A 22655-nucleotide genomic window follows, 5' to 3' on the forward strand; every position below is an offset into this window, starting at 1 on the left:
AACCCCAACATGACAAACATTGTCGACCCTATTTCGACATAATTACCTATCACCTGAGAGTGACTATCTGGAGAGAGTAATGGACGAGAACAAACAGAAGGCACTGGCCGCCGCGCTAGGTCAAATTGAAAAGCAGTTCGGTAAAGGTTCAATCATGCGCCTAGGTGACAACCGTGCGATGGATGTTGAAACCATCTCGACAGGTTCACTATCTCTGGATATTGCGCTGGGTGCTGGTGGCTTACCAATGGGCCGTATCGTTGAAATTTTTGGTCCAGAATCTTCAGGTAAAACCACGTTGACCCTTGAGCTGATCGCTGCGGCTCAACGTGAAGGCAAAACTTGTGCGTTTATCGATGCTGAGCACGCGTTAGATCCTGTGTATGCGAAGAAACTTGGCGTTAATATCGACCAATTGTTGGTATCTCAGCCTGATACTGGTGAACAAGCATTGGAAATCTGTGATGCTCTTGCTCGCTCAGGTGCGGTTGACGTTATTGTTGTCGACTCTGTGGCCGCATTGACACCAAAGGCAGAAATCGAAGGTGAGATGGGCGATTCGCACATGGGTCTGCAAGCTCGTATGCTCTCTCAAGCGATGCGTAAGTTAACGGGGAACCTAAAACAGTCTAACTGTATGTGTATCTTCATCAACCAGATCCGTATGAAGATCGGTGTGATGTTTGGTAACCCAGAAACCACAACAGGTGGTAACGCACTGAAATTCTACGCTTCTGTTCGTCTTGATATTCGCCGTACTGGTGCGATCAAAGAAGGCGATGAGGTAGTGGGTAATGAAACGCGTATCAAAGTGGTGAAGAATAAGATCGCTGCGCCGTTTAAAGAAGCCAACACTCAAATTATGTACGGCCAGGGCTTTAACCGTGAAGGCGAACTGATTGACCTAGGCGTGAAATGTAAGCTGATTGAAAAATCAGGTGCTTGGTATAGCTATAACGGCGACAAAATTGGCCAAGGTAAAGCGAACGCATGTAAGTACCTGAAAGAAAACGTAGATGTAGCAAAAGTACTGGATACAAAATTGCGTGAATTGTTGCTTTCTTCAGCAAACATCAACGATGACTCGGCAGAGTTAGTCGAAGAAATGCCAGAGCAAGAAGAGTTTTAATTTCAGCCTCTATTTCATCAAGCCCTGCAATGCAGGGCTTTTTTCTTCTTTTCTCTTTTCTATTTCGGATTCATTTTCTTTACTTATCCCCCCTATTTAAGGAGTTCTGATGCATCATCGCTTTACGCCGCCAATGATGAGTTGCAAAGAGACGGCGATTCAGCTGCTCAGTCGACGAGATCATGGTCAGTATGAGTTAAAACAAAAACTCACTGTGAAAGGATACGCTAGCCAAGATATTGAAAATGCGCTGCATTTTTGCTTGGAACATGGTTATCTCGATGATCTTCGTTATGCCAAAAGCCAAATCCGACAACACGTTGGAAAAGGGCATGGAGAAAGACGCATACGACAGGAGTTATCGCTTAAGCAAGTCGCCGATTCTGTGGTTGAAAATGCATTTACGGAAGAGCCACAAGATTGGTTTGAGCTAGCCAAATCCGTTGCAATGAAAAAGTTCAACGGAGTAAAGGCCAAAGAACAAAAAGAGTATGCAAAACAAGTTCGCTTTCTCCAATATCGTGGTTTTTCATTTGAACAGATACGCTATGCGCTAAGCGATGAAGCATAATGTTTCCGTCCATTCCCTCCTAACTTTTCTCTCCTCACTTTCGTAAAGAAATCATGATTTCTCGCTATTAAACGATTTTTTCATTTCATCCGCTCTTTTCCATAAGAAAACTAGTCGAAGCTTTAAGCATGATCTACAATACGGCAAAATTCTAACTCGACTATTTTCAGGAAGAGCTGCATGTACATGAGCACTGATGAGGTTCGTAACGCGTTCCTCAAGTTCTTTGAGAGCAAAGGACACCAAATCGTAGAAAGTTCATCGTTGGTTCCACATAACGATCCGACCCTGCTATTTACTAACGCGGGTATGAACCAATTCAAAGATTGCTTTTTGGGCGCAGAAAAGCGTGCCTACACTCGAGCAACGACGGCTCAACGTTGTGTACGTGCAGGTGGTAAACACAATGACCTAGAAAACGTAGGTTTTACCGCTCGTCACCATACTTTCTTTGAAATGCTAGGCAACTTCAGCTTTGGTGACTACTTCAAAGAAGACGCGATTGCTTTTGCTTGGGAATTCCTAACTGAGACGCTAAAACTGCCAAAAGATCGCCTTTTGGTCACAGTTTACGAAACGGATGATGAAGCTTTTGATATCTGGAACCAAAAAGTTGGTGTTCCAGCTGATCGCATCATTCGCATCGGCGATAAAAAGGGTGGCAAGCAGTACGAGTCAGACAACTTCTGGACTATGGGTGACACAGGGCCTTGTGGTCCTTGTACTGAGATCTTTTATGACCACGGTGAACACATTTGGGGCGGTCGTCCTGGCTCTCCTGAAGAGGATGGTGACCGTTTCATCGAAATCTGGAACAACGTTTTCATGCAGTTCAACCGCCATGCCGATGGTACGATGGAGCCGCTACCTAAGCCGTCTGTTGATACGGGCATGGGCATTGAGCGTATTTCTGCCATCATGCAGGGCGTCCATTCAAACTATGAAATTGATGTATTCCAAAAGCTAATCAAAGCGACAGCTGAGATCGTCGGTTGTGAAGACCTATCAAACCAGTCGCTACGCGTTATCGCAGACCACATTCGCTCTTGTTCATTCCTAATCGCGGATGGCGTGATGCCTTCAAATGAAGGTCGTGGTTACGTGCTACGTCGCATCATTCGTCGTGCCGTTCGTCACGGTAACAAGCTAGGTGCACAAGGCGTATTCTTCCACAAACTTGTCGGCGTGTTGGCTGAAGTGATGGGCAGTGCCGCTGACGAACTTAAGAAACAACAAGCGGTTGTTGAAAAAGTGCTTCGCATCGAAGAAGAAAACTTTGGCCGTACACTCGAGCGCGGCATGGTTATCCTCAATGAGGCACTCGATGCACTTGAAGGTAAAGAACTGGATGGTGAAACGGTATTCAAGCTTTATGACACTTACGGTTTCCCTGCTGACTTAACGAACGATGTTGCTCGTGAACGAGATTTCACTATCGACGAAGCTGGTTTTGAGAAAGCGATGGAAGAGCAACGTCAGCGCGCTCGTGAAGCAGGTCAGTTTGGTACCGATTACAACGCGAAAATCAAAACTGAATCTGAAACGGAATTCTGTGGATACACAGGCACTCAAGGTAACAGCGTTGTTGCTGAAATCTTCGTTGAAGGTGAAGCGGCTGACTCTCTATCGGCTGGCGACAAAGCGATCATTATCCTTGGTGAAACACCATTCTACGCAGAGTCGGGCGGTCAGTGTGGCGACTCAGGTGTATTAAAAACAGAATCAGGTCTATTCCAAGTGGAAGACACCCAGAAATTAGGTAACGCAATTGCGCACCACGGCGTTCTAGTTGAAGGTGTACTAGCAAAAGGTGATCAAGTTTCTGCGATCGTGGATGCTGAGCGCCGCGCTGCAATTTCACTCAACCACTCAGCAACACACTTGCTTCATGCTGCTCTACGCCAAGTTCTAGGTGAACACGTAGCGCAAAAAGGCTCATTGGTGAAGGCTGAGAACTTACGTTTTGACTTCTCACATCTAGAAGCTGTCACAGCAGCAGAGTTGAAAGAAGTTGAACGTCTAGTGAATGCTCAGATTCGTCGTAACCATGTCATTGAAACTAACATCATGGACATCGAATCGGCGAAGCAGAAAGGCGCTATGGCGTTGTTCGGTGAGAAATACGATGACGAAGTTCGTGTGTTGTCTATGGGTGATTTCTCTACCGAACTTTGTGGTGGTATTCACGCATCAAATACTGGTGATATTGGCTTGTTCAAGATCACTTCAGAAGGTGGTATTGCTGCGGGTATTCGCCGTATTGAAGCGGTAACTGGCGAAGCTGCGCTTGAGGCGATTGACGCACAAGCTCGTAAGTTTGAAGAGAAACTTCAAGATGCAGCGAATAAAGCGAAGTCGCTAGAAAAAGAAATTCAACAGCTTAAAGACAAGCTGGCTTCACAAGCAAGCGCAAACTTGATTGATCAAGTAAAAGAAATTGCGGGTGTGAAAGTCTTAGTAGCGAAACTTGACGGTGCTGATAACAAAGCGCTGCGCGGCATGGTGGATGAGCTGAAAAACCAAATGGGCAGCGGCATCATTATGTTGGGTAACGTTGCTGATGATAAAGTGGGTTTGATCGCGGGCGTGACCCAAGATTTGACTTCAAAAGTGAAAGCAGGCGAGCTTGTTAACATGGTTGCGCAGCAAGTGGGTGGTAAAGGTGGCGGCCGTCCTGATATGGCACAGGCTGGTGGTACCGATAGCTCGGCTCTACCTTCAGCTCTGGCATCTGTCGACGCGTGGATCGCTGAACGTCTTTAATTTATAAATCATAACGCTCAATCAAAGTTTTTTTGATTGAGCGTATTTTTTTTGTGTCAACCAAGTGGTTTAATTGGCGGAAATTTAAACAGACCAATTAAACTGCTTGGTTTTTTATGTAACTACTGCGGAATATTTGTCAGATCAAATAGGAAGTGGTCCGAATGAGACTTTGGTCTTGGGAAGGTGAAGACTGGTGAAAAAATCCCTTATCGTGCAAAAGTTCGGCGGAACCTCTATGGGTTCGATTGAAAGAATTCATACAGTGGCTGAACACATCATTAAGGCGAAAAATGATGGTAATCAAGTTGTCGTTGTTGTCTCTGCGATGGCAGGTGAAACCAACCGACTATTGGACTTGGCTAAGCAGGTAGATAGTGTACCTACGGCCCGGGAACTTGATGTTTTGCTCTCTGCTGGTGAGCAAGTGTCTATGGCACTGCTAGCAATGACGCTGAATAAATTAGGCTATGCAGCGCGCTCACTTACCGGAGCACAAGCGAATATTGTGACGGATACTCAGCACAATGACGCGACGATTAAACACATTGATACGACGCCAATTAACGAGCTGCTTAAACAAGATCAGATCGTGATTGTCGCAGGTTTTCAGGGTGTGAATGAAAATGGGGATATCACCACTTTAGGTCGAGGCGGCTCCGATACGAGTGCCGTGACATTAGCTGGCGCATTAGCGGCTGATGAATGTCAAATCTTTACCGACGTTGATGGTATTTATACGTGTGATCCACGTGTGGTTAAAACGGCTCAGAAACTGGACATTATTGATTTTCCTTCCATGGAAGAGATGGCCAGAAAAGGAGCTAAAGTACTGCATTTGCCTTGCGTTCAATTCGCTTGGGAAAATGAGGTGCCGCTACGCGTGCTTTCGACCTTCGAGATTAATGAAGGGAGTCTGGTTAAAGGAGAAACTGGCACACAAGCTGTATGCGGTATAGCACTGCAACGCGATCTTGCCATGATTAAGGTCTCTAAAGAGTCTTTATCCAGCCTGACAAAGCAATGTCAGATGTTGGGTATTGAAATTTGGAATGTGATCGAAGAAGCAGATTGGGCAGGTATCATGATAAAACAGGATGCTTGTGCTAAGTTGGATCTGGTTTTCAGCGATAAAATCCGTAATAGTGAAGCAGTAAGCTTGTTGACCGTCGTCGGTCTTGAAGCAAATTCATTGATGCAACATGCATGTGATGCACTGACAACACAAGGTATAGCGATTCGTCATCAATGTGTGACGCCGTTGTCCAGTATGTTAGTTGTATCTCCTGAGAGTGTCGATCAGGCAGCAAACATACTGCACGATGCTTATATTAGTTCTAACGAAGCCTTAAATATTCAGCAGAAACAAGCCTTTTTAGGTTAATTTTCACAAACATGGTAGTTTACGAAAATATAACTTTTGTTGGATAATAGCCTCGTAGCTAGAGATTTAGAGATTACTCAAGGAGCAAAGAATGCTAATTTTGACTCGCCGCGTAGGCGAAACACTGATGATTGGTGACGAAGTGACAGTAACGGTACTGGGTGTTAAAGGCAACCAGGTTCGTATTGGTGTGAACGCTCCTAAAGACGTTTCTGTACACCGTGAAGAGATCTACATGCGCATTCAGGCTGAGAAAGGCAACGTTACCCCAGGTAACTACTAAGCTTAATCTCTGAATGATAGAGGCTGGCCATAAAGGTCAGCCTTTTTTATATCTGCATTTTCTTGAATGCTTTGTTCCGGGGGTGAGAAAACAAGGTGGTGAAACACCTTCCAACTTGGCAATTTAAGATGGGGTAGCTTTGTGTTTAGCACAAGAAAGTTTTGTAAGTGATTGCTCAGATAATTTTGCTCATTTGGTCGTGCATTTCATCGCACGGCAATAAGGTCATTTTCTTGCTTAAAGGTTGTTTTTACAGCAACAAAGTTCATTAATTACACGTATTGATTAAATAGGCAACGCTTGAGCGGTATTGCGCTATTTTTTCAAAGAAAATGTTTGACTTATTTTTGGTAAATCGTAATATGTGCCTCCGCAAGACGGTGAGGTGGCCGAGAGGCTGAAGGCGCTCCCCTGCTAAGGGAGTATACGGTTTATCCCGTATCGAGGGTTCGAATCCCTCCTTCACCGCCATTCTTGCACAATCGTTTTACGATGAATTGCGCGCTCGTAGCTCAGCTGGATAGAGTACCTGGCTACGAACCAGGCGGTCAGAGGTTCGAATCCTCTCGAGCGCGCCATATCGTAAAACGGAACAAAAGACGGTGAGGTGGCCGAGAGGCTGAAGGCGCTCCCCTGCTAAGGGAGTATACGGTTTATCCCGTATCGAGGGTTCGAATCCCTCCTTCACCGCCATTTATTGACAAGTGAGTCAATTTTTTTGTTCCAAAAGAAATTATTTGTGATAGACTTCACAACTCTCTTGGTAGAGAATATTGCGCGCTCGTAGCTCAGCTGGATAGAGTACCTGGCTACGAACCAGGCGGTCAGAGGTTCGAATCCTCTCGAGCGCGCCATCTCTTCTACTGGAAATTTCTTTTACAGAATAAAGGGGCTAAGCTCCTGATATTGGAATAGCGAAAGCGGTTTTGATATCAAACACCTGCGCGTCCGTAGCTCAGCTGGATAGAGTACCTGGCTACGAACCAGGCGGTCAGAGGTTCGAATCCTCTCGGACGCGCCACCTTCTCTTTCGAAGGTGAAAAGGTAAATTAAAGAATATATTGCGCGCTCGTAGCTCAGCTGGATAGAGTACCTGGCTACGAACCAGGCGGTCAGAGGTTCGAATCCTCTCGAGCGCGCCATTTCTTCAAATGAATATTCTTTTAACGATTAAAGGGGCTTCGCTCCTGATATTGAAATAGTGTAAGCGGTTTTGATATCAAACACCTGCGCGTCCGTAGCTCAGCTGGATAGAGTACCTGGCTACGAACCAGGCGGTCAGAGGTTCGAATCCTCTCGGACGCGCCACTTTCACTTATGGAAGTGACAAGGTAAACAACAGAATATTGCGCGCTCGTAGCTCAGCTGGATAGAGTACCTGGCTACGAACCAGGCGGTCAGAGGTTCGAATCCTCTCGAGCGCGCCATTATTTAAAACCCTGCATGAAAATGCAGGGTTTTTTCTTATGTCTACGTTTTGTGCTTGTGAGCATTGGATTTTAAAATCCCCTTGATCTTCATTTCTGGACAATCGATTTATTCTTAGCGAGTGTTTCTCATCTCGCTCATCTCGCTCATCTCGCTCATCTCGCTCATGAATGCCATTCTTTACTACTCCAAAGAAACAATATGCATTTAAATGTTTCTAAAATGTTAAATTTGTTGTTGTTTTTAGTTCTTATAATTCAAAAGCTTATTGATGTTTTTTTATCTCTATCGCAGTTTTGTTCGAACTTCTGCAGTAAATTGATGAATGTCCATATTAAGTATCAGGAATTTGGGCAAATATTTTAGTTTATGTGATCTGTGTGGTGAAAAAGCAACCAAGAGTGCTGGATGCTCTGAAACCTTTTTAAACAAAATTGACAATATTTAACCAATCTAGATAATCGATTGGTCGGGATTGTGTATAAATCATGTCCTGCGTTATGTCAGGATGACACAGAAAGGAAGCAAGATGACAAATATTGGAAGCCTCTTAGTTGATGCGGCAGCCCTAATGGTAACGGGAATGGGGGTCGTATTTATTTTTCTCACCATTCTTATTTTCCTCGTTCGCTTGATGTCGAAATTGGTACCGCAAGAAGTACCACCACCGATCACAGCGCCTAAAGCGGCAAAGAATCAAACCAACCACACTTCAACAGTGAGTCCACAGGTCGTCGCGGCAATTTCTGCAGCGATTCATCAGCATCGCGCCTCGGTTGCGAAGTAGTACAACAAAGGAATAAAAGGAGTTTATGAGCATGTCTAAGCCACTAGCAATTACGGATGTGGTCCTACGTGACGCCCATCAATCACTGTTTGCGACTCGAATGCGCATAGAAGACATGCTGCCTATTGCAGCAGAGTTGGATAAAGTGGGTTATTGGTCGCTCGAAACCTGGGGTGGTGCCACCTTTGATGCGTGTATTCGTTTTTTAGGGGAAGATCCGTGGGAGCGTTTGCGTGAACTGAAGAAAGCAATGCCGAATACACCAATGCAGATGCTACTACGTGGTCAAAATCTGCTGGGTTATCGTCATTATGCTGATGATGTGGTTGAGAAGTTTGTTGAACGTGCTCATGCCAACGGTATGGATGTTTTCCGTATCTTTGATGCGATGAACGACGTGCGTAACTTCCAAAAAGCAGTTAAAGCAACGGTGGACGTTGGTGCACATGCGCAAGGAACGCTTTCTTACACTACCAGCCCAGTTCACAATACCGATACTTGGGTCGATCTCGCCAAACGTTTAGAAGACTTGGGTTGTCACTCGCTTTGTATCAAAGACATGTCTGGCTTACTTAAGCCTTATGAAGCGCAAGAATTGATTACGCGCATTAAAGCCTCTTGTGATATCCCATTGGCACTGCACTGCCATGCCACTACGGGTTTGTCGACCGCGACGGCAATTAAGGCGGTAGAGTCGGGCATCGATATTTTGGATACTGCGATTTCATCTATGAGTTGCACCTACGGGCATACGCCAACGGAAACCGTTGTGGCGATGTTGCAAGGTACTGAGCGTGATACCAATTTGGACCTTGCTCAAATAGAACCTATTGCAGCGTATTTCCGTGAAGTTCGTAAGAAGTACGCTAAGTTTGAAGGGCAATTGAAAGGGGTGGATTCTCGCATTCTGATTGCTCAAGTTCCTGGTGGTATGCTGACCAACATGGAAAGCCAATTGAAAGAGCAAGGCGCGGCGGATCGTATCGACGAAGTCCTTGAAGAGATCCCTCGCGTGCGTGAAGATCTTGGATTTATTCCATTGGTGACCCCAACCTCGCAAATTGTCGGCACTCAAGCGGTCATCAACGTCCTGACGGGCGAGCGTTATAAGAGCATCACCAAAGAAACGGCAGGCGTTCTCAAAGGCGAATATGGCGCCGCACCTGCTCCAGTGAATGCGCAGTTGCAAGCTCGTGTACTAAACGGCGCTGAAGCTGTCACTTGTCGACCTGCTGATTTACTTGAAGCGGAATTGCATACATTGACAGACGAACTGTTGGCAAAAGCACAATCAGAAGGCATTCAATTGGCTAAAGAGAGTGTTGATGACGTTCTAACTTACGCACTCTTCCCGCAAGTTGGCCTGAAGTTCCTTAAGAATCGTGGTAATCCTGATGCATTTGAGCCAGCACCAACTCTTGAGGTGGCTCAGCCAACGGCGACCAAAGCCGCTAATGGTGCCGTTGAAGCTTATAGTGTCCGTGTTGATGGTCAGGTATTCCATGTTGAAGTAGGGCCAGAAGGTCAATTGACATCGGTGACACCAGCCGCTGCGCCAGCGAGTACTCCTATCGCGGCTCCTGTTGCGGCAGCACCAAGCGATGCAGAGGCTGTATCGGCTCCGCTTGCAGGTAACATCTTCAAAGTTCATGTTCAAGCAGGAAGCTCGGTTGAAGAGGGCGATATTCTGCTGATCCTCGAAGCGATGAAAATGGAAACTGAAGTCCGCGCTGCTCGTAGTGGTGTGGTGCATGAACTGAATGTGAAAGAGGGAGATGCCGTGACAGTAGGCTCACCTCTACTGAGTTTGGCGTAAGGATGTACCATGGATGGATTAATCACGCTTTGGTCTGAAACGGGAATTGCCCACTTTGAACTCGGGCAAATCTGTATGATCGCAGTAGGCTGTGTACTGCTGTTTTTAGCCATTAGCAAAGGCTTTGAGCCTTTACTTCTGCTGCCTATTGGCTTTGGTGCCATTTTGGCTAATATCCCGAATGCGGGCTTTACCGAGCCGGGTGGGTTGCTTTACTACGTCTACTACATTGGTATTGAATCTGGCGTTTTCCCACTGCTTATTTTTATGGGCGTGGGGGCAATGACGGATTTTGGTGCCTTGATTGCCAACCCTAAAACCTTATGGCTCGGTGCCGCCGCGCAGTTTGGTATTTTTGCTACGCTGTTTGGTGCGATTCTATTGAACTATGTGCCGGGCATGGAGTTTTCCATGGAGGATGCGTCGTCCATCGCCATCATCGGTGGCGCGGATGGTCCAACGGCCATTTTCCTCGCAAGCCGTCTCTCTCCCGATTTACTCGGTGCGATTGCGGTAGCGGCATACAGTTACATGGCTTTGGTTCCTATTATCCAGCCGCCTATCATGAAGGCGCTCACGACACCGGAAGAGCGTAAGATCAAAATGGCTCAACTTCGCCATGTCGGAAAAGTGGAGAAAGTGCTTTTCCCATTGGCGGTATTGGTGATGACCATCTTGTTCCTTCCCTCTGCAACACCGCTGGTAGGGATGTTCTGTCTGGGGAACTTGATGCGTGAAGCGGGTGTGGTGGAGCGTTTGTCGAAAACCGCGCAAAATGAGCTGATCAACATCGTGACGATTTTCCTGGGTTTAGGCGTAGGCTCGAAGCTACAAGCTGAGCACTTCTTGAATGTGGAGACTTTGGGCATTCTTGCATTAGGTGCTGCAGCGTTCAGTATTGGGACTGGCGCGGGGGTGCTGATGGCGAAGCTACTCAACAAGTTCTCGGAAGAAGACATCAACCCGTTGATTGGGGCTGCTGGTGTATCAGCGGTGCCTATGGCGGCTCGCGTGGTTAACAAAGTAGGGCTTGAAGCAAACCCGCAAAACTTTTTGTTGATGCATGCGATGGGGCCGAATGTGGCGGGTGTTCTGGGCAGTGCGGTAGCCGCCGGTGTGCTGTTGGCTCTGGTTGGCTAACTTCGCTGTGAAATGTAAGTCAAATTGTGCCATCACAATTAACTTCGGTTAACAAAATGGTTTATAGTCAAAGGGATGCTTCGGCATCCCTTTCTTTTTGTCCTTAGGAACGGCTGATTATGGAAAATAAGCAAATCGTTATTACAGAATTTGGTGGCCCTGATGTACTGGCTATCCGTTCAAGTCAAATGCCTGAACCCAAACCTGGTCAGGTCGTCATTAAAGTCTATTTTTCAGGGATTAATCCTATTGATGTTAAAACGCGTGCAGGTCTGGGATGGGCAGCTGCACAGAATAAGGACAAATTACCTTGGGTGCCCGGTTATGACATTTCTGGCAAAGTAATCAGCTGTGGTGAGAACGCGGAGCGCTTTGTCATAGGCGATACCGTTGCCGGTTTTGTCGGTTTCCCATTAGAAGGCGGTGGTTACAGCCAGTATCTTTGCGTGGAAGAAGATGCATTGAGTTTGGTGCCAGGCTCGGTCACCTTAGAGGCAGCGGCAGTACTCCCATTAGCCGGGCAAACGGCAGCACAAGCGCTGAACAAAGCCCATGTGAAAGAAGGGGAGCGAGTGCTTATCCTCGCTGGTGCGGGTGGTGTTGGTCATTTGGCGGTGCAAATCGCCGTTGCCGCGAAAGCTGAAGTGTACACGACATGCAGTGAACGCAATTTAGATTACATGGCGACCTTGGGTGCTCATGCCATCAATTACCAATTTGCTCCTGCTTCAGAGCGTTTGAGTGATGTGGATGTATTGATTGATCTGGTTGGTGGTGATGTCGCCCTTGATGCATTGAAGTGCTTAAAAGACAACGCCAGAGTCGTGACGGTGCCGACGCTGAGTGCTGAGATGATCTGTGAAAAAGCCAAACTGCTCGGATTTGAAGCAACGGGGATGCTAGTGGAGCCCGATCCTCAGCAGTTGGATACTTTGCTGTATATGGTGGGCGTTGGCTTACTTAAAACAGAAATTCAGCGTATCTATCCGATGCATGAGGTCAGCGATGCGCACAAACAAATCGAAACAGGGCATACCCGAGGAAAAGTACTACTGGATATGCAATGTTAGAAACCTTTAATGGATGGTTTGCAGAGGCGGCATTGTGGTTTTCCGACTCTGCACTTTGGGTATTGTTTTTCACTGGTTTTCTCAGTGCAACCTTATTACCTGGAGGCTCAGAGGCGAGTTTGATCGCGACCTTGTCTCTTAATCAGTTTCCAATTTCACACATCATTATTGTCGCGACGCTAGGGAATACTCTTGGTGGGTTAACTAACTATTGGCTAGGTTTGCTGCTCCCAAATCGAACTCAACAGGAAAAACATGGTCATACCGCTTTGAGATGGTTAGCCAAATACGGCTATTGGGGGCTGTTTTTTAGTTGGCTTCCTGTGATTGGTGATCCTCTCTGTTTAGCAGCTGGTTGGCTGCGAATGAAATTTCTTCCTTGCTTGGCGCTGATTGCGCTGGGTAAAGCGGTACGCTATAGCGTGCTAGCTATGCTTTATATCGGACTATTCTAAGGAAAAAGCATGAAAAAACTGATGCTGAGTGCCTGCTCTCTTTTTGTCCTCGCTGGTTGTTCTTCCGTAAAATCGGTTTCTGTGCCGTTTTTCTCATCATTACCAGAAGGCGTGACTCTGATTGAAGAGTCGTCAGCACAAGCGGGTAAGGTCAAAATCCCGTATGAAAAATACCGTTTAGAAAATGGCTTAACCGTCATTTTGTCACCCGACCACTCCGATCCCTTAGTGCACGTTGACGTCACTTACCACGTCGGCTCGGCGCGAGAAGAGATTGGTAAGTCAGGCTTTGCGCATTTCTTCGAGCATATGATGTTCCAAGGTTCGGAAAATGTTGGTGATCAGCAACACTTCAAGATCATTACGGAGGCGGGCGGAACCCTAAATGGCACTACAAACCGAGATAGAACCAACTATTTCGAAACGGTGCCAGCGAACCAACTTGAGAAAATGTTGTGGTTAGAGTCAGATCGCATGGGCTTTTTGCTTGATGCTGTATCGCAGCGTAAGTTTGAGGTGCAACGCGACACCGTGAAAAATGAGCGCGCTCAACGCTATGACAACCGCCCTTACGGTTTGATTTGGGAAAAAATGGCGGAAGCGATTTACCCTGAAGGACACCCTTATTCGTGGCAAACTATTGGTTATGTTGAAGATCTTGATCGTGTCGACGTCAATGACTTGAAAGCGTTTTTCTTACACTGGTATGGGCCTAATAACGCCGTGTTAACTATCGGTGGTGACATAGATACCGATCAGACATTGGAATGGGTCAATAAATATTTTGGCAGTATTCCACGTGGGCCAGAGGTGAATAACGCACCGAAGCAGCCTGCAACCCTGAAAGAAAATCGCTTCATCACGCTGGAAGATCGTATTAGACAGCCGATGGTGATGATGGCGTGGCCGACGACTTACAAAGGTGAAGAACATCAGGCCTCGCTCGATGCATTGGCGAGTTTACTAGGGGAAGGCAACAACAGCTTGCTATACCAAAATCTCGTAAAAACGCAAAAAGCAGTCGACGCTGGTGCCTTCCAAGATTGTGCGGAACTGGCTTGTACTTTCTACGTGTACGCGATGGGGGACTCCGGAGACAAGGGAGATTTGGCCAGCTTATATCAAGAGCTGATGCAGACCTTAGATGAGTTTAAACAGAAGGGCGCCGATGGGAAACGCCTTGAGCAGATCATTGGTAAAGCAGAAGCCGATGCCGTGTTCTCATTACAAAGCGTCAGCGGTAAAGTCAGTCAGCTCGCATCGAATGAGACCTTCTTTGCCACCCCTGATCGCATCGAATATCAATTAGATCAATTGCGCGCGGTGACGGCGGATTCGGTCAACCAAGCCTATCAACAATTTATTGATGGCAAAAACAAAGTGACTTTAAGCGTGGTGCCTAAGGGCAAAATAGACATGGCGGTGCAAAAAGCCAACTTTGTGACGCCGGCGAGAACCTTGCCTGAATACCAAAAAATCACCGATGATCAGTTGGCTTATCGTAAAGCGGAAAACAGTTTTGACCGAGCTCAAATGCCACCGGCTGGAGAGCCAGTGAAAGCTGAAATGCCAGATCTGTACAAAGTGCATTTTGATAACGGCAGCGAATTATTAGGCGCTGTCAGCGATGAAACGCCAACCGTATTGATGCAGTTCCGCTTCCCAGCAGGGAGTCGATTTGACCCGGTAGGTAAAGAAGGGTTAGCTAAACTCACCGCCGCTATGATGGAGGAGGGGACAACCTCTCGCAGTGCGGAAGAGTTACAAGCGGAGTTGGACAAGTTGGGCAGTAACATCAGTGTTTCTGCCGAGCGATACAGCACGACAGTCACGCTTTCTGCATTAGAGAAAAATTTACCAGCAACGTTGGAAATTTTTCAGCAGATGATCCGGTCTCCTGCGTTTGGTGAGGATGATTTCGCTCGAGCGAAGAAGCAAATGATCGAAGGGGCCGTTTATGAGCAGCAGCAACCAAGCTGGATGGCTTCGCAAGCAACGCGCCAAGTGATTTATGGTGACACGCTGTTTGCTCGTTCCAGTGATGGCACGATGGCTTCATTGCAAGCGCTCACGCTGGCTGATGTCAAAGCATTTTATCAATCGCACTACACACCACAAAGCACACAGATCGTGGTCGTGGGGGATTTGAGTCGCCGAGAAATGGCCAGTCAGTTGGCATTTTGGAAAGCATGGCAAGGTGAGGCCGCGCCGTTGTATCGCCCGCAAGTTGTGAAGCCATTAAGCGATTCAAAAATCTACTTGGTGGATAAGCCGGGAGCGCCACAAAGCGTCATTCGCATGGTACGCCTTGGTTTGCCGTATGATGCCACTGGTGAAATGTTCCTAAGCCAATTAGCGAACTTTAATTTGGCCGGCAATTTCAACAGCCGTTTAAATCAGAATCTTCGTGAGGACAAAGGATACACATACGGGGCGCAAGGCTACTTTGCCAGCAATCTCGAAACCGGTGTCGTGGTGTTTGATGCGCAAGTGCGTGCCGATGCAACCATCCCTGCGTTAATGGAGATGGAGAATGAACTGAATGAGTTTTCTCAATCGGGTATGACGGATGATGAGCTGCATTTCATGCGTCAGGCGGTTGGTCAGCAAGATGCCTTGAAGTACGAAACTCCCGGACAAAAAGCGCAGTTGATCGGTAATATTCTCCGTTACAGTTTGGATGAAGATTATCTTAAACAGCGTAACGCGATTGTGGAAAACATTGATAAAGCGCCACTTAACGATTTGGCGAAGAAATGGTTTGACCCGAATGACTATCAGATGATCGTGGTTGGGGATGCGAAAACGCTTCGCCCACAATTGGAAAAGTTGAATAAAGCCGTAGAAGAGCTTGAAATCATCCGATAGAGTACACATTTAGTAGCGAAGAGTATTAGCTCTTCGCTACTTGTTGTTGGTCTGGATACCCTTTTGGATACACAGAAGGGTATCCAGACCATTTCGATTTCCGACAATTCAGTTTGCAGGTGTGACGCTGCAAGCTTCTGATATAAGTGAATTTCATTTTGACTGATTTTGCTGCGCGACTTGAGTTAGTTGCAAGAAACCCAGAAGTGTTTAAACAGTTTGGCCGTGGTGTGGAGCGTGAAACGTTACGCTACAGCCAAAATGGTCGGATAGCGACCACCATGCATCCTCAAGGTTTGGGTTCTGCGTTTACCAATCGGTGGATCACCACCGACTTTGCGGAGTCGTTGTTAGAATTCATTACCCCTGTTTCTCATGACATCGATGTTTTGTTGGGCCAGTTGGATGATATTCATCATTTCACTCAAACTCAGTTGGGTGAAGAAAAAATGTGGCCAATGTCGATGCCTTGTTTTGTCGAGACTGAAGATCAAATTACGTTGGCGCAGTATGGCAGCTCAAACTCGGCCAAAATGAAAACCCTCTATCGAGAAGGCTTGAAGCGCCGTTACGGTAGCCTCATGCAGATCATTTCTGGCGTGCATTTCAACTTCTCATTTCCTGATAGCTTTTGGGATGCACTGCATGGTGAGCAAACAGAAGATGAGCGCCAAGCAACGAAGTCGGAAGCCTATTTTGGCCTAATTCGTAACTATTACCGCTTTGGTTGGCTGATCCCTTATTTCTTTGGTGCATCACCCGCAATGTGTTCCTCGTTTCTTCAAGGACGCGAGACATCGCTGCCTTTCGAAGCATTGGGGAAAACCCTGTATTTACCTAAGGCAACGTCGCTACGCTTGAGCGATTTGGGCTACACCAATAGCGCTCAAAGTGGACTGACGATTGGCTTTAACAGCATTGACCAATACCTAGAAGGGCTAAGTAAAGCCATTCGCACGCCTTCGGCTGAGTTTGCCAAGTTGGGTGTGAAGGAAAATGGCGAATATCGCCAGCTTAACAGTAACGTACTGCAAATTGAAAATGAGCTCTATGCTCCGATTCGACCAAAGCGTGTGGCGAAAAATGGCGAGAAACCTTCAGAAGCATTGGCGCGAGGTGGGGTAGAATACATCGAAGTTCGCTCGCTGGATGTGAATCCCTTTACGCCGGTGGGTATCACGGAAACTCAAGTGCGTTTCCTCGATTTGTTCTTAACTTGGGCTGCCTTGTCTGAATCGCAACCGATGGATCAATGTGAACTGGCTTGCTGGCGAGAGAACTGGAACAAGGTGGTGGTATCTGGCCGCGAGTATGGTTTAGAGCTGCAGATCGGTTGTCAAGGTGAAAAGCTCAGCTTACAAGCTTGGGCTCATCGCGTGTTTGCAGAGCTGCGCCAGCTAGCGGAAGTGATGGACAGTGCCCACGGTGACAATCAGTACAGCCTCGCTTGTAGTGAGCTGGAAAAGTGGATTGACCATCCAGAAAAAACGCTTTCTGCACAGCTACTTACTTTGATTCAGAAAAATGGCAGCTTAGGAGCGACGGGGTGTGAGTTGGGGCGTGCATACCGTGAGCAAAACTTAGCGCATCAATATCGTCACTTCTCTCTGCAGCAAATGGAGCAAGAAGTTGAGCTCTCCCTCATTAAACAGAGCCAGATTGAACAAGCCGATGAGGTGGATTTCGATACCTTTTTGGCCGATTACTTTGCCTACTTAAAATAGGGAATCGGCAATGACAGGAGCCTCTGCTGAAAGAGGAGTGAGTAAGATTGCTCGCCGTGTGTTGTTGCTCGGTTTGGTGGGGTTATCTGGCTGTGCGACTACCCCGCCGGCGCAGCAAAGTAACGTATGCGACATTTTCCGTGAGAAACCTCGCTGGTATAAAGATGCCTTAGCGATGGAAAAGGAGTGGGGAACCCCGATTCAAGTCGCGATGGCGTTTGTCAAACAAGAAAGCAGCTTTCGCCACGACGCAAGACCACCAAAAGACTATATACTTGGGTTTATTCCTTGGGGGCACGTGAGTAGCGCGTATGGTTATGCTCAAGCGCAAGATCCTGCTTGGGAAGATTTTCAACGTGCCACAGGACATGGCGGCTCACGAACTAACTTTGATGACTCGTTGATGTTCATTGGTTGGTATACCAGTGAAACACGTAAGCAGTTGGGGATTTCCTTATGGGACCCTTATAATCAGTATCTCGCTTATCACGAAGGTCGAGGTGGTTATCAGCGTAAGAGCTATCAAAGGAAACCTTCACTCATTAAGGTAGCTCGTAAAGTGGAACAACAGACAAAAGATTATGGCTGGCAGCTAAAACAGTGCCGTCAAGAATTGGAAGATAATCGAAGCTGGTTTTTCTAAATCAGCAAAGTCCTCTGAGCATCAAGGACGAATAGAGCAGGAGAGAAGTAATGCCATTATTAGATAGTTTTACCGTTGACCACACTCGCATGCATGCACCTGCGGTGCGTGTGGCAAAAACCATGCAAACGCCAAAAGGCGACACCATTACCGTGTTTGACTTACGCTTCACTGCACCTAACAAAGATATTTTGTCAGAGAAAGGCATTCACACTTTAGAGCACCTGTACGCAGGCTTTATGCGTAAGCATCTCAATGGCGCCTCGGTTGAGATCATCGATATCTCACCGATGGGCTGTCGTACCGGTTTCTACATGAGTTTGATTGGCGAGCCGACCGAACAACAAGTGGCGGCGGCGTGGACGGCTTCGATGGAAGATGTGTTGAAAGTCGAAAGCCAAAACAAGATCCCTGAGTTGAACGAGTATCAGTGCGGTACCGCAGCCATGCATTCGCTAGATGAAGCGAAGCAAATTGCTCAAAATATCTTAGCGGTTGGTATTTCAGTCAATAGAAACGATGAACTAGCATTGCCAGAAGCAATGCTAAAAGAGCTCAAAGTCGATTAATTCAGATCATCATAAACGTTAAAGGCCCAGTGTTTCCACTGGGCCTTTTTGATCGTCATTAGGCTGTTTTGCGTTTGCGTTTAGGAAACACTTTTACCGACTTAATTCGGTTTCCTTCCAGTTGCACAATCTCCATCGCATGTCCTTCGATCTTGATGCTCAAGTGGTTTTCAGGAATATGCTCTAAGTGTTCCAAAATCAAGCCGTTCAAGGTTCTTGGGCCATCGGTGGGAAGTTTCCATTTCAAACCTTTATTGATATCACGGATGTTGGTACTGCCCTCAATGAGAAAACTTCCATCGCTTTGAGGTGTTATATCATCGGAGAAACTCGGTGCAATCGAGGTGGTAAATTCACCCACAATCTCTTCTAGAATGTCTTCCAGTGTCACCAGACCGATAATATCGCCATATTCATCGACAATCAGGCCGATGCGCTGTTTGTTGCGTTGGAACTTCAGTAACTGAACATTAAGTGGGGTGCTTTCTGGAATGAAATAGACTTCATCAGCAGCACGCAACAAGGTTTCCTTGTTGAACTCATTTTTCTCCAACATCAAACGATACGCTTCGCGCAATCGCAACATACCTACCGCTTCATCAACTTTGTCACGATAGAGGACAATACGGCCATGTGGGGAGTGTGCCAATTGACGTACGATTGATTTCCAATCGTCATTGATATCGATACCCGTTATCTCATTGCGTGGAACCATGATGTCATTCACAGTGACGTGTTCCAGATCCAAAATGGAGACCAGCATATCTTGATGTCGCTGGGGGATCAGGCTGCCCGCTTCGTTCACCACTGTACGCAACTCTTCAGAGCTCAGATTATCTTCACCGTTGTGTTGTGCTTTTAAACCAAGTAAGCGAATAAAACCATTGGTAATAAAATTTACCAACATCACCAAAGGCGACAGCAGTTTCATCAAAACCACCAGCAAAATGCTGCTCGCGTATGAAACCCGTTCAGGATAGAGTGCAGCCACGGTTTTAGGGGTGACTTCTGCAAAAACCAAAACGACTAAGGTAAGGGCACCGGTTGCAATCGCAACACCCAAATCACCATAAAGGCGCATGCCGAGAATGGTCGCGATGGCGGAGGCAAGGATATTGACAAGGTTGTTACCGATAAGAATCAAACCAATTAATCGGTCTGGGCGGCTCAGTAACTTTTCGACACGCTTAGCCCCTTTGTGACCTGAATTGGCGAGGTGCTTTAAGCGATATCGATTCAGTGACATCATCCCCGTCTCTGAACCAGAGAAATAGCCTGAAATGACGATAAGACACGCGAGTAGCGCAAATAAGATACCCGTAGATATGTCGTCCAAAACTCAATCTTTCCTTTTGTTATCCTGATAAATGACAGTGCTATTACGCGTTATAGCTGTCCTAAAAATGACAGTACATTATGGGTTTAGCTCAGTATGATCTCTTTTACAAAGCGGCTACCAAAATAGGCCAGGGTCAATAAAGTTGCCCCTGCAACAGCAAACCAGGTCACTTTTTTTCCGCGCCAGCCTTTTTGATAATGCCCCCACAGCAAGGTGGAGTAAACCAACCAAGCAATAAAAGACAGCACCGCTTTATGCGCTTTTCCTTCCGCAAACATATCGTGAACAAAAACAAACCCAGTTGCCAACGTTGCCGTTAACAGTAGATTGCCGATCATAATGATTTTAAACAGCTGTCTTTCCACCATTAAAAGTGGCGGTAGGTTTGGATTGATGACTAATGATTTTTTTGCTTTCAGTTTATGGTCTAGCCAAGCCAATTGAAGTGCGTATAGTGCGCCAATGGTCAAAGTGGCATAAGAAAACAGTGCCAAGGAAATATGGATTAACAGCTTAGGGTCATTCTCTAAATGCTTAATGAAAGTGCTGGGTAAAAACGTTGCAGCAGAGAGATTAATGGCGGCAAAGCTATAGACGACAGGCAGTAAGAACCATAAACGGTTTTTGAGCATCGCGGCACTCATCACCAAGGAGATGATGAAGCTGATCAACGACGCGACATTTAAAATACTGAGATTTTGACCATACCCTTCAAAAATGAGATCGCTCAATAGCCACGCGTGAAAGACCAGCGCCAAAGAGGCACTAATTAAAACGGTTTTGGCCTTTATCCCCGTTTGGTGTGCAAGTCCCGGAACGATCGTGGCGATGGCTAATCCGTAGAGAATCGTGGCACCAATGGCAATTATGCTGTCCATATATCCTGAAAGTTGGTCAATAGAATGGGGCAAGTATACCTTGCAACTGAGTTCTGGGCTACGTTGAATACAGATCAATGATAAGAGTTGAGATATTGAAATTAATAACTTATCCCCAATAGTGTGGAATAGAGCCGTTTCGCGGGTATCTCTGATTCCGTGGCTAAGGTATACTCACCCCAATTTATCGCCGGATTAAGCGTAGAGAACACAATGTTTGAGAATTTAACGGATCGATTATCCAAAACGCTGAAGAATATCAGTGGCAAAGGTCGTCTGACAGAAGACAATATCAAAGATACCCTGCGTGAAGTAAGAATGGCACTGCTTGAGGCCGATGTTGCCTTACCTGTGGTGCGTGAATTTGTCGCTCGCGTAAAAGAAAAAGCCGTTGGTGTGGAAGTGTCGAAATCACTGACACCCGGTCAAGAGTTCATTAAGATCGTTCAAGGTGAACTTGAAGCGGTCATGGGTGAATCGAATGAAGCGCTGAACTTAGCGGCGCAACCGCCAGCGGTTATTTTGATGGCGGGTCTACAAGGTGCGGGTAAAACCACCTCAGTCGGTAAACTATCGAAGCTGCTAAAAGAGCGCGATAAGAAGAAAGTGTTGGTTGTATCTGCCGACGTTTATCGTCCAGCGGCAATCAAACAGTTAGAAACATTGGCGAGCGACATTGGTGTCGACTTCTTCCCTTCATCTGCTGACCAAAAGCCGATTGATATCGCCAATGCCGCTATCGACCACGCGAAGAAAAAATTCTTTGATGTTTTGATCGTCGATACCGCAGGTCGCTTAGCGATTGATGAAGCGATGATGGGCGAGATTCAACAACTTCATAGTGCAATTAACCCAGTGGAAACGCTGTTTGTTGTTGATGCCATGACGGGTCAAGATGCCGCCAATACCGCCAAAGCTTTTGGTGACGCTCTGCCACTGACGGGTGTCATTCTGACCAAAGTGGATGGCGATGCGCGTGGTGGTGCTGCGCTGTCGGTACGCCATATCACAGGTAAGCCAATCAAATTCTTAGGTGTGGGTGAAAAGACCGACGCACTTGAGCCATTCCATCCCGATCGTGTCGCTTCACGTATTCTGGGTATGGGTGACGTACTGTCGCTGATTGAAGATCTGCAACGCAACGTTGATACCGAAAAAGCGCAGAAACTGGCGCAAAAGTTCAAAGAGAAAAAAGGCTTTGATCTTGAAGATTTCCGTGAACAACTTGGTCAGATGCAGAACATGGGGGGCATGATGGGTATGCTGGATAAGCTACCTGGTATGTCTCAATTGCCATCGGACATCAAAGATAAAGTCGACGACAAGATGTTCAAGCAGATGGAAGCGATCATCAACTCCATGACGATGAAAGAGCGCCAAAACCCAGATTTGATTAAAGGTTCACGTAAAAAGCGTATTGCTGCCGGCTCTGGCACCCAAGTACAAGATGTGAATCGCCTATTGAAGCAGTTTACCCAAATGCAAAAGATGATGAAGAAAATGCAGAAGGGTGGCATCAAAGGCATGATGCGCAATATGCAAGGCATGATGGGTGGTATGGGCGGTGGATTCAATCCATTCGGCCGATAACATGATTTAGGCTCTAGCACTTGTTTGTGGCTAGAGCCTAGTATTCTCTTCAAACTTCAAACTTCAAACTTCAAACTTCAAACTTCAAACTTCAAACTTCAAACTTCAAGCCTCAAACCTTAGCCACTTTTCAACTTGTTACCTCCATCACAAACTTAAAAATGAATTTATGTTGGTGAAAAAGTAACAACCCCCTTGCATTCATACCTAATAAGAGT

At 46.5% G+C, this 22655-nt stretch carries 17 protein-coding genes and 8 tRNA genes; 23 read left to right on the top strand and 2 right to left on the bottom strand.

What is annotated here, in order from left to right:
• Window positions 1-79 precede the first annotated feature (79 nt).
• From recA to luxS, 22 genes are all read left to right on the top strand, one after another.
• Window positions 80-1129 carry a recombinase RecA gene (gene recA / locus AOT11_RS09665; protein ID WP_039470153.1) on the top strand — a complete coding sequence of 350 codons (1050 nt, stop codon included), beginning with the start codon at window positions 80-82 and terminating at the stop codon, window positions 1127-1129.
• A gap of 109 nt (window positions 1130-1238) precedes the next feature.
• A complete protein-coding gene (gene recX / locus AOT11_RS09670; protein WP_038964353.1) occupies window positions 1239-1700 on the top strand; it encodes a recombination regulator RecX in 462 nt (153 codons plus the stop codon).
• Window positions 1701-1880: 180 nt separating this feature from the next.
• Window positions 1881-4463, top strand: coding sequence for an alanine--tRNA ligase (gene alaS / locus AOT11_RS09675; RefSeq protein ID WP_039470155.1), 2583 nt, complete (start codon window positions 1881-1883; stop codon window positions 4461-4463).
• 196 nt (window positions 4464-4659) lie between these two features.
• A complete protein-coding gene (locus tag AOT11_RS09680) occupies window positions 4660-5847 on the top strand; it encodes an aspartate kinase (protein ID WP_038941435.1) in 1188 nt (395 codons plus the stop codon).
• A 91-nt stretch (window positions 5848-5938) separates the two neighbouring features.
• Window positions 5939-6130 carry a carbon storage regulator CsrA gene (gene csrA, locus AOT11_RS09685; protein WP_011079528.1) on the top strand — a complete coding sequence of 64 codons (192 nt, stop codon included), beginning with the start codon at window positions 5939-5941 and terminating at the stop codon, window positions 6128-6130.
• A gap of 379 nt (window positions 6131-6509) precedes the next feature.
• A tRNA-Ser gene (locus AOT11_RS09690) sits at window positions 6510-6601 on the top strand.
• Between the two features lie 30 nt (window positions 6602-6631).
• Window positions 6632-6708: transfer RNA gene (locus AOT11_RS09695), tRNA-Arg, on the top strand.
• Window positions 6709-6731: 23 nt separating this feature from the next.
• Window positions 6732-6823: transfer RNA gene (locus AOT11_RS09700), tRNA-Ser, on the top strand.
• Window positions 6824-6907: 84 nt separating this feature from the next.
• Window positions 6908-6984: transfer RNA gene (locus tag AOT11_RS09705), tRNA-Arg, on the top strand.
• A gap of 90 nt (window positions 6985-7074) precedes the next feature.
• Window positions 7075-7151: transfer RNA gene (locus AOT11_RS09710), tRNA-Arg, on the top strand.
• A gap of 44 nt (window positions 7152-7195) precedes the next feature.
• Window positions 7196-7272: transfer RNA gene (locus tag AOT11_RS09715), tRNA-Arg, on the top strand.
• A gap of 89 nt (window positions 7273-7361) precedes the next feature.
• Window positions 7362-7438, top strand: a tRNA-Arg gene (locus AOT11_RS09720).
• Window positions 7439-7480: 42 nt separating this feature from the next.
• Window positions 7481-7557 (top strand) — tRNA-Arg (locus AOT11_RS09725).
• A gap of 530 nt (window positions 7558-8087) precedes the next feature.
• Entirely contained in the window at window positions 8088-8345 is a 258-nt protein-coding gene (locus tag AOT11_RS09730; protein WP_026060798.1) for an oxaloacetate decarboxylase subunit gamma, read from the top strand.
• A 31-nt stretch (window positions 8346-8376) separates the two neighbouring features.
• Window positions 8377-10161, top strand: a complete 1785-nt coding sequence (gene oadA, locus AOT11_RS09735) for a sodium-extruding oxaloacetate decarboxylase subunit alpha (RefSeq protein ID WP_026060799.1) — start codon at window positions 8377-8379, stop codon at window positions 10159-10161.
• Between the two features lie 9 nt (window positions 10162-10170).
• On the top strand, window positions 10171-11301 hold the full coding sequence (locus AOT11_RS09740; RefSeq protein WP_017421179.1) for a sodium ion-translocating decarboxylase subunit beta: 1131 nt from the start codon (window positions 10171-10173) through the stop codon (window positions 11299-11301).
• 119 nt (window positions 11302-11420) lie between these two features.
• Window positions 11421-12371, top strand: coding sequence for an NADP-dependent oxidoreductase (locus tag AOT11_RS09745; RefSeq protein WP_017421180.1), 951 nt, complete (start codon window positions 11421-11423; stop codon window positions 12369-12371).
• Complete coding sequence (locus tag AOT11_RS09750) at window positions 12365-12826, top strand: YqaA family protein (RefSeq protein WP_017421181.1); 462 nt, start codon at window positions 12365-12367, stop codon at window positions 12824-12826. The genes AOT11_RS09745 and AOT11_RS09750 overlap by 7 nt, the downstream gene beginning before the upstream one ends.
• Before the next feature lie 9 nt (window positions 12827-12835).
• Entirely contained in the window at window positions 12836-15694 is a 2859-nt protein-coding gene (locus AOT11_RS09755) for a M16 family metallopeptidase (protein WP_017421182.1), read from the top strand.
• Window positions 15695-15852: 158 nt separating this feature from the next.
• Complete coding sequence (gene gshA / locus AOT11_RS09760) at window positions 15853-17418, top strand: glutamate--cysteine ligase (RefSeq protein WP_026060800.1); 1566 nt, start codon at window positions 15853-15855, stop codon at window positions 17416-17418.
• A 10-nt stretch (window positions 17419-17428) separates the two neighbouring features.
• Window positions 17429-18061, top strand: coding sequence for a transglycosylase SLT domain-containing protein (locus AOT11_RS09765; RefSeq protein ID WP_017421184.1), 633 nt, complete (start codon window positions 17429-17431; stop codon window positions 18059-18061).
• A 50-nt stretch (window positions 18062-18111) separates the two neighbouring features.
• Window positions 18112-18630 carry an S-ribosylhomocysteine lyase gene (gene luxS, locus AOT11_RS09770; RefSeq protein WP_017421185.1) on the top strand — a complete coding sequence of 173 codons (519 nt, stop codon included), beginning with the start codon at window positions 18112-18114 and terminating at the stop codon, window positions 18628-18630.
• A 58-nt stretch (window positions 18631-18688) separates the two neighbouring features.
• Here luxS and AOT11_RS09775 read toward each other — a convergent pair whose 3' ends face one another.
• The gene (locus tag AOT11_RS09775; RefSeq protein WP_017421186.1) at window positions 18689-19966 is read right to left on the bottom strand and encodes an HlyC/CorC family transporter; all 1278 of its coding nucleotides are present in this window, start codon (window positions 19964-19966) and stop codon (window positions 18689-18691) included.
• 86 nt (window positions 19967-20052) lie between these two features.
• On the bottom strand, window positions 20053-20847 hold the full coding sequence (locus AOT11_RS09780) for a cytochrome C assembly family protein (protein ID WP_011079539.1): 795 nt from the start codon (window positions 20845-20847) through the stop codon (window positions 20053-20055).
• Window positions 20848-21060: 213 nt separating this feature from the next.
• Between AOT11_RS09780 and ffh the strand changes: the two genes are divergently transcribed.
• Window positions 21061-22437 carry a signal recognition particle protein gene (gene ffh, locus AOT11_RS09785; protein WP_011079540.1) on the top strand — a complete coding sequence of 459 codons (1377 nt, stop codon included), beginning with the start codon at window positions 21061-21063 and terminating at the stop codon, window positions 22435-22437.
• Window positions 22438-22655: the final 218 nt, after the last annotated feature.

The sequence above is a fragment of the Vibrio vulnificus NBRC 15645 = ATCC 27562 genome (assembly GCF_002224265.1).
Taxonomy (GTDB): Bacteria; Pseudomonadota; Gammaproteobacteria; order Enterobacterales; family Vibrionaceae; genus Vibrio; species Vibrio vulnificus.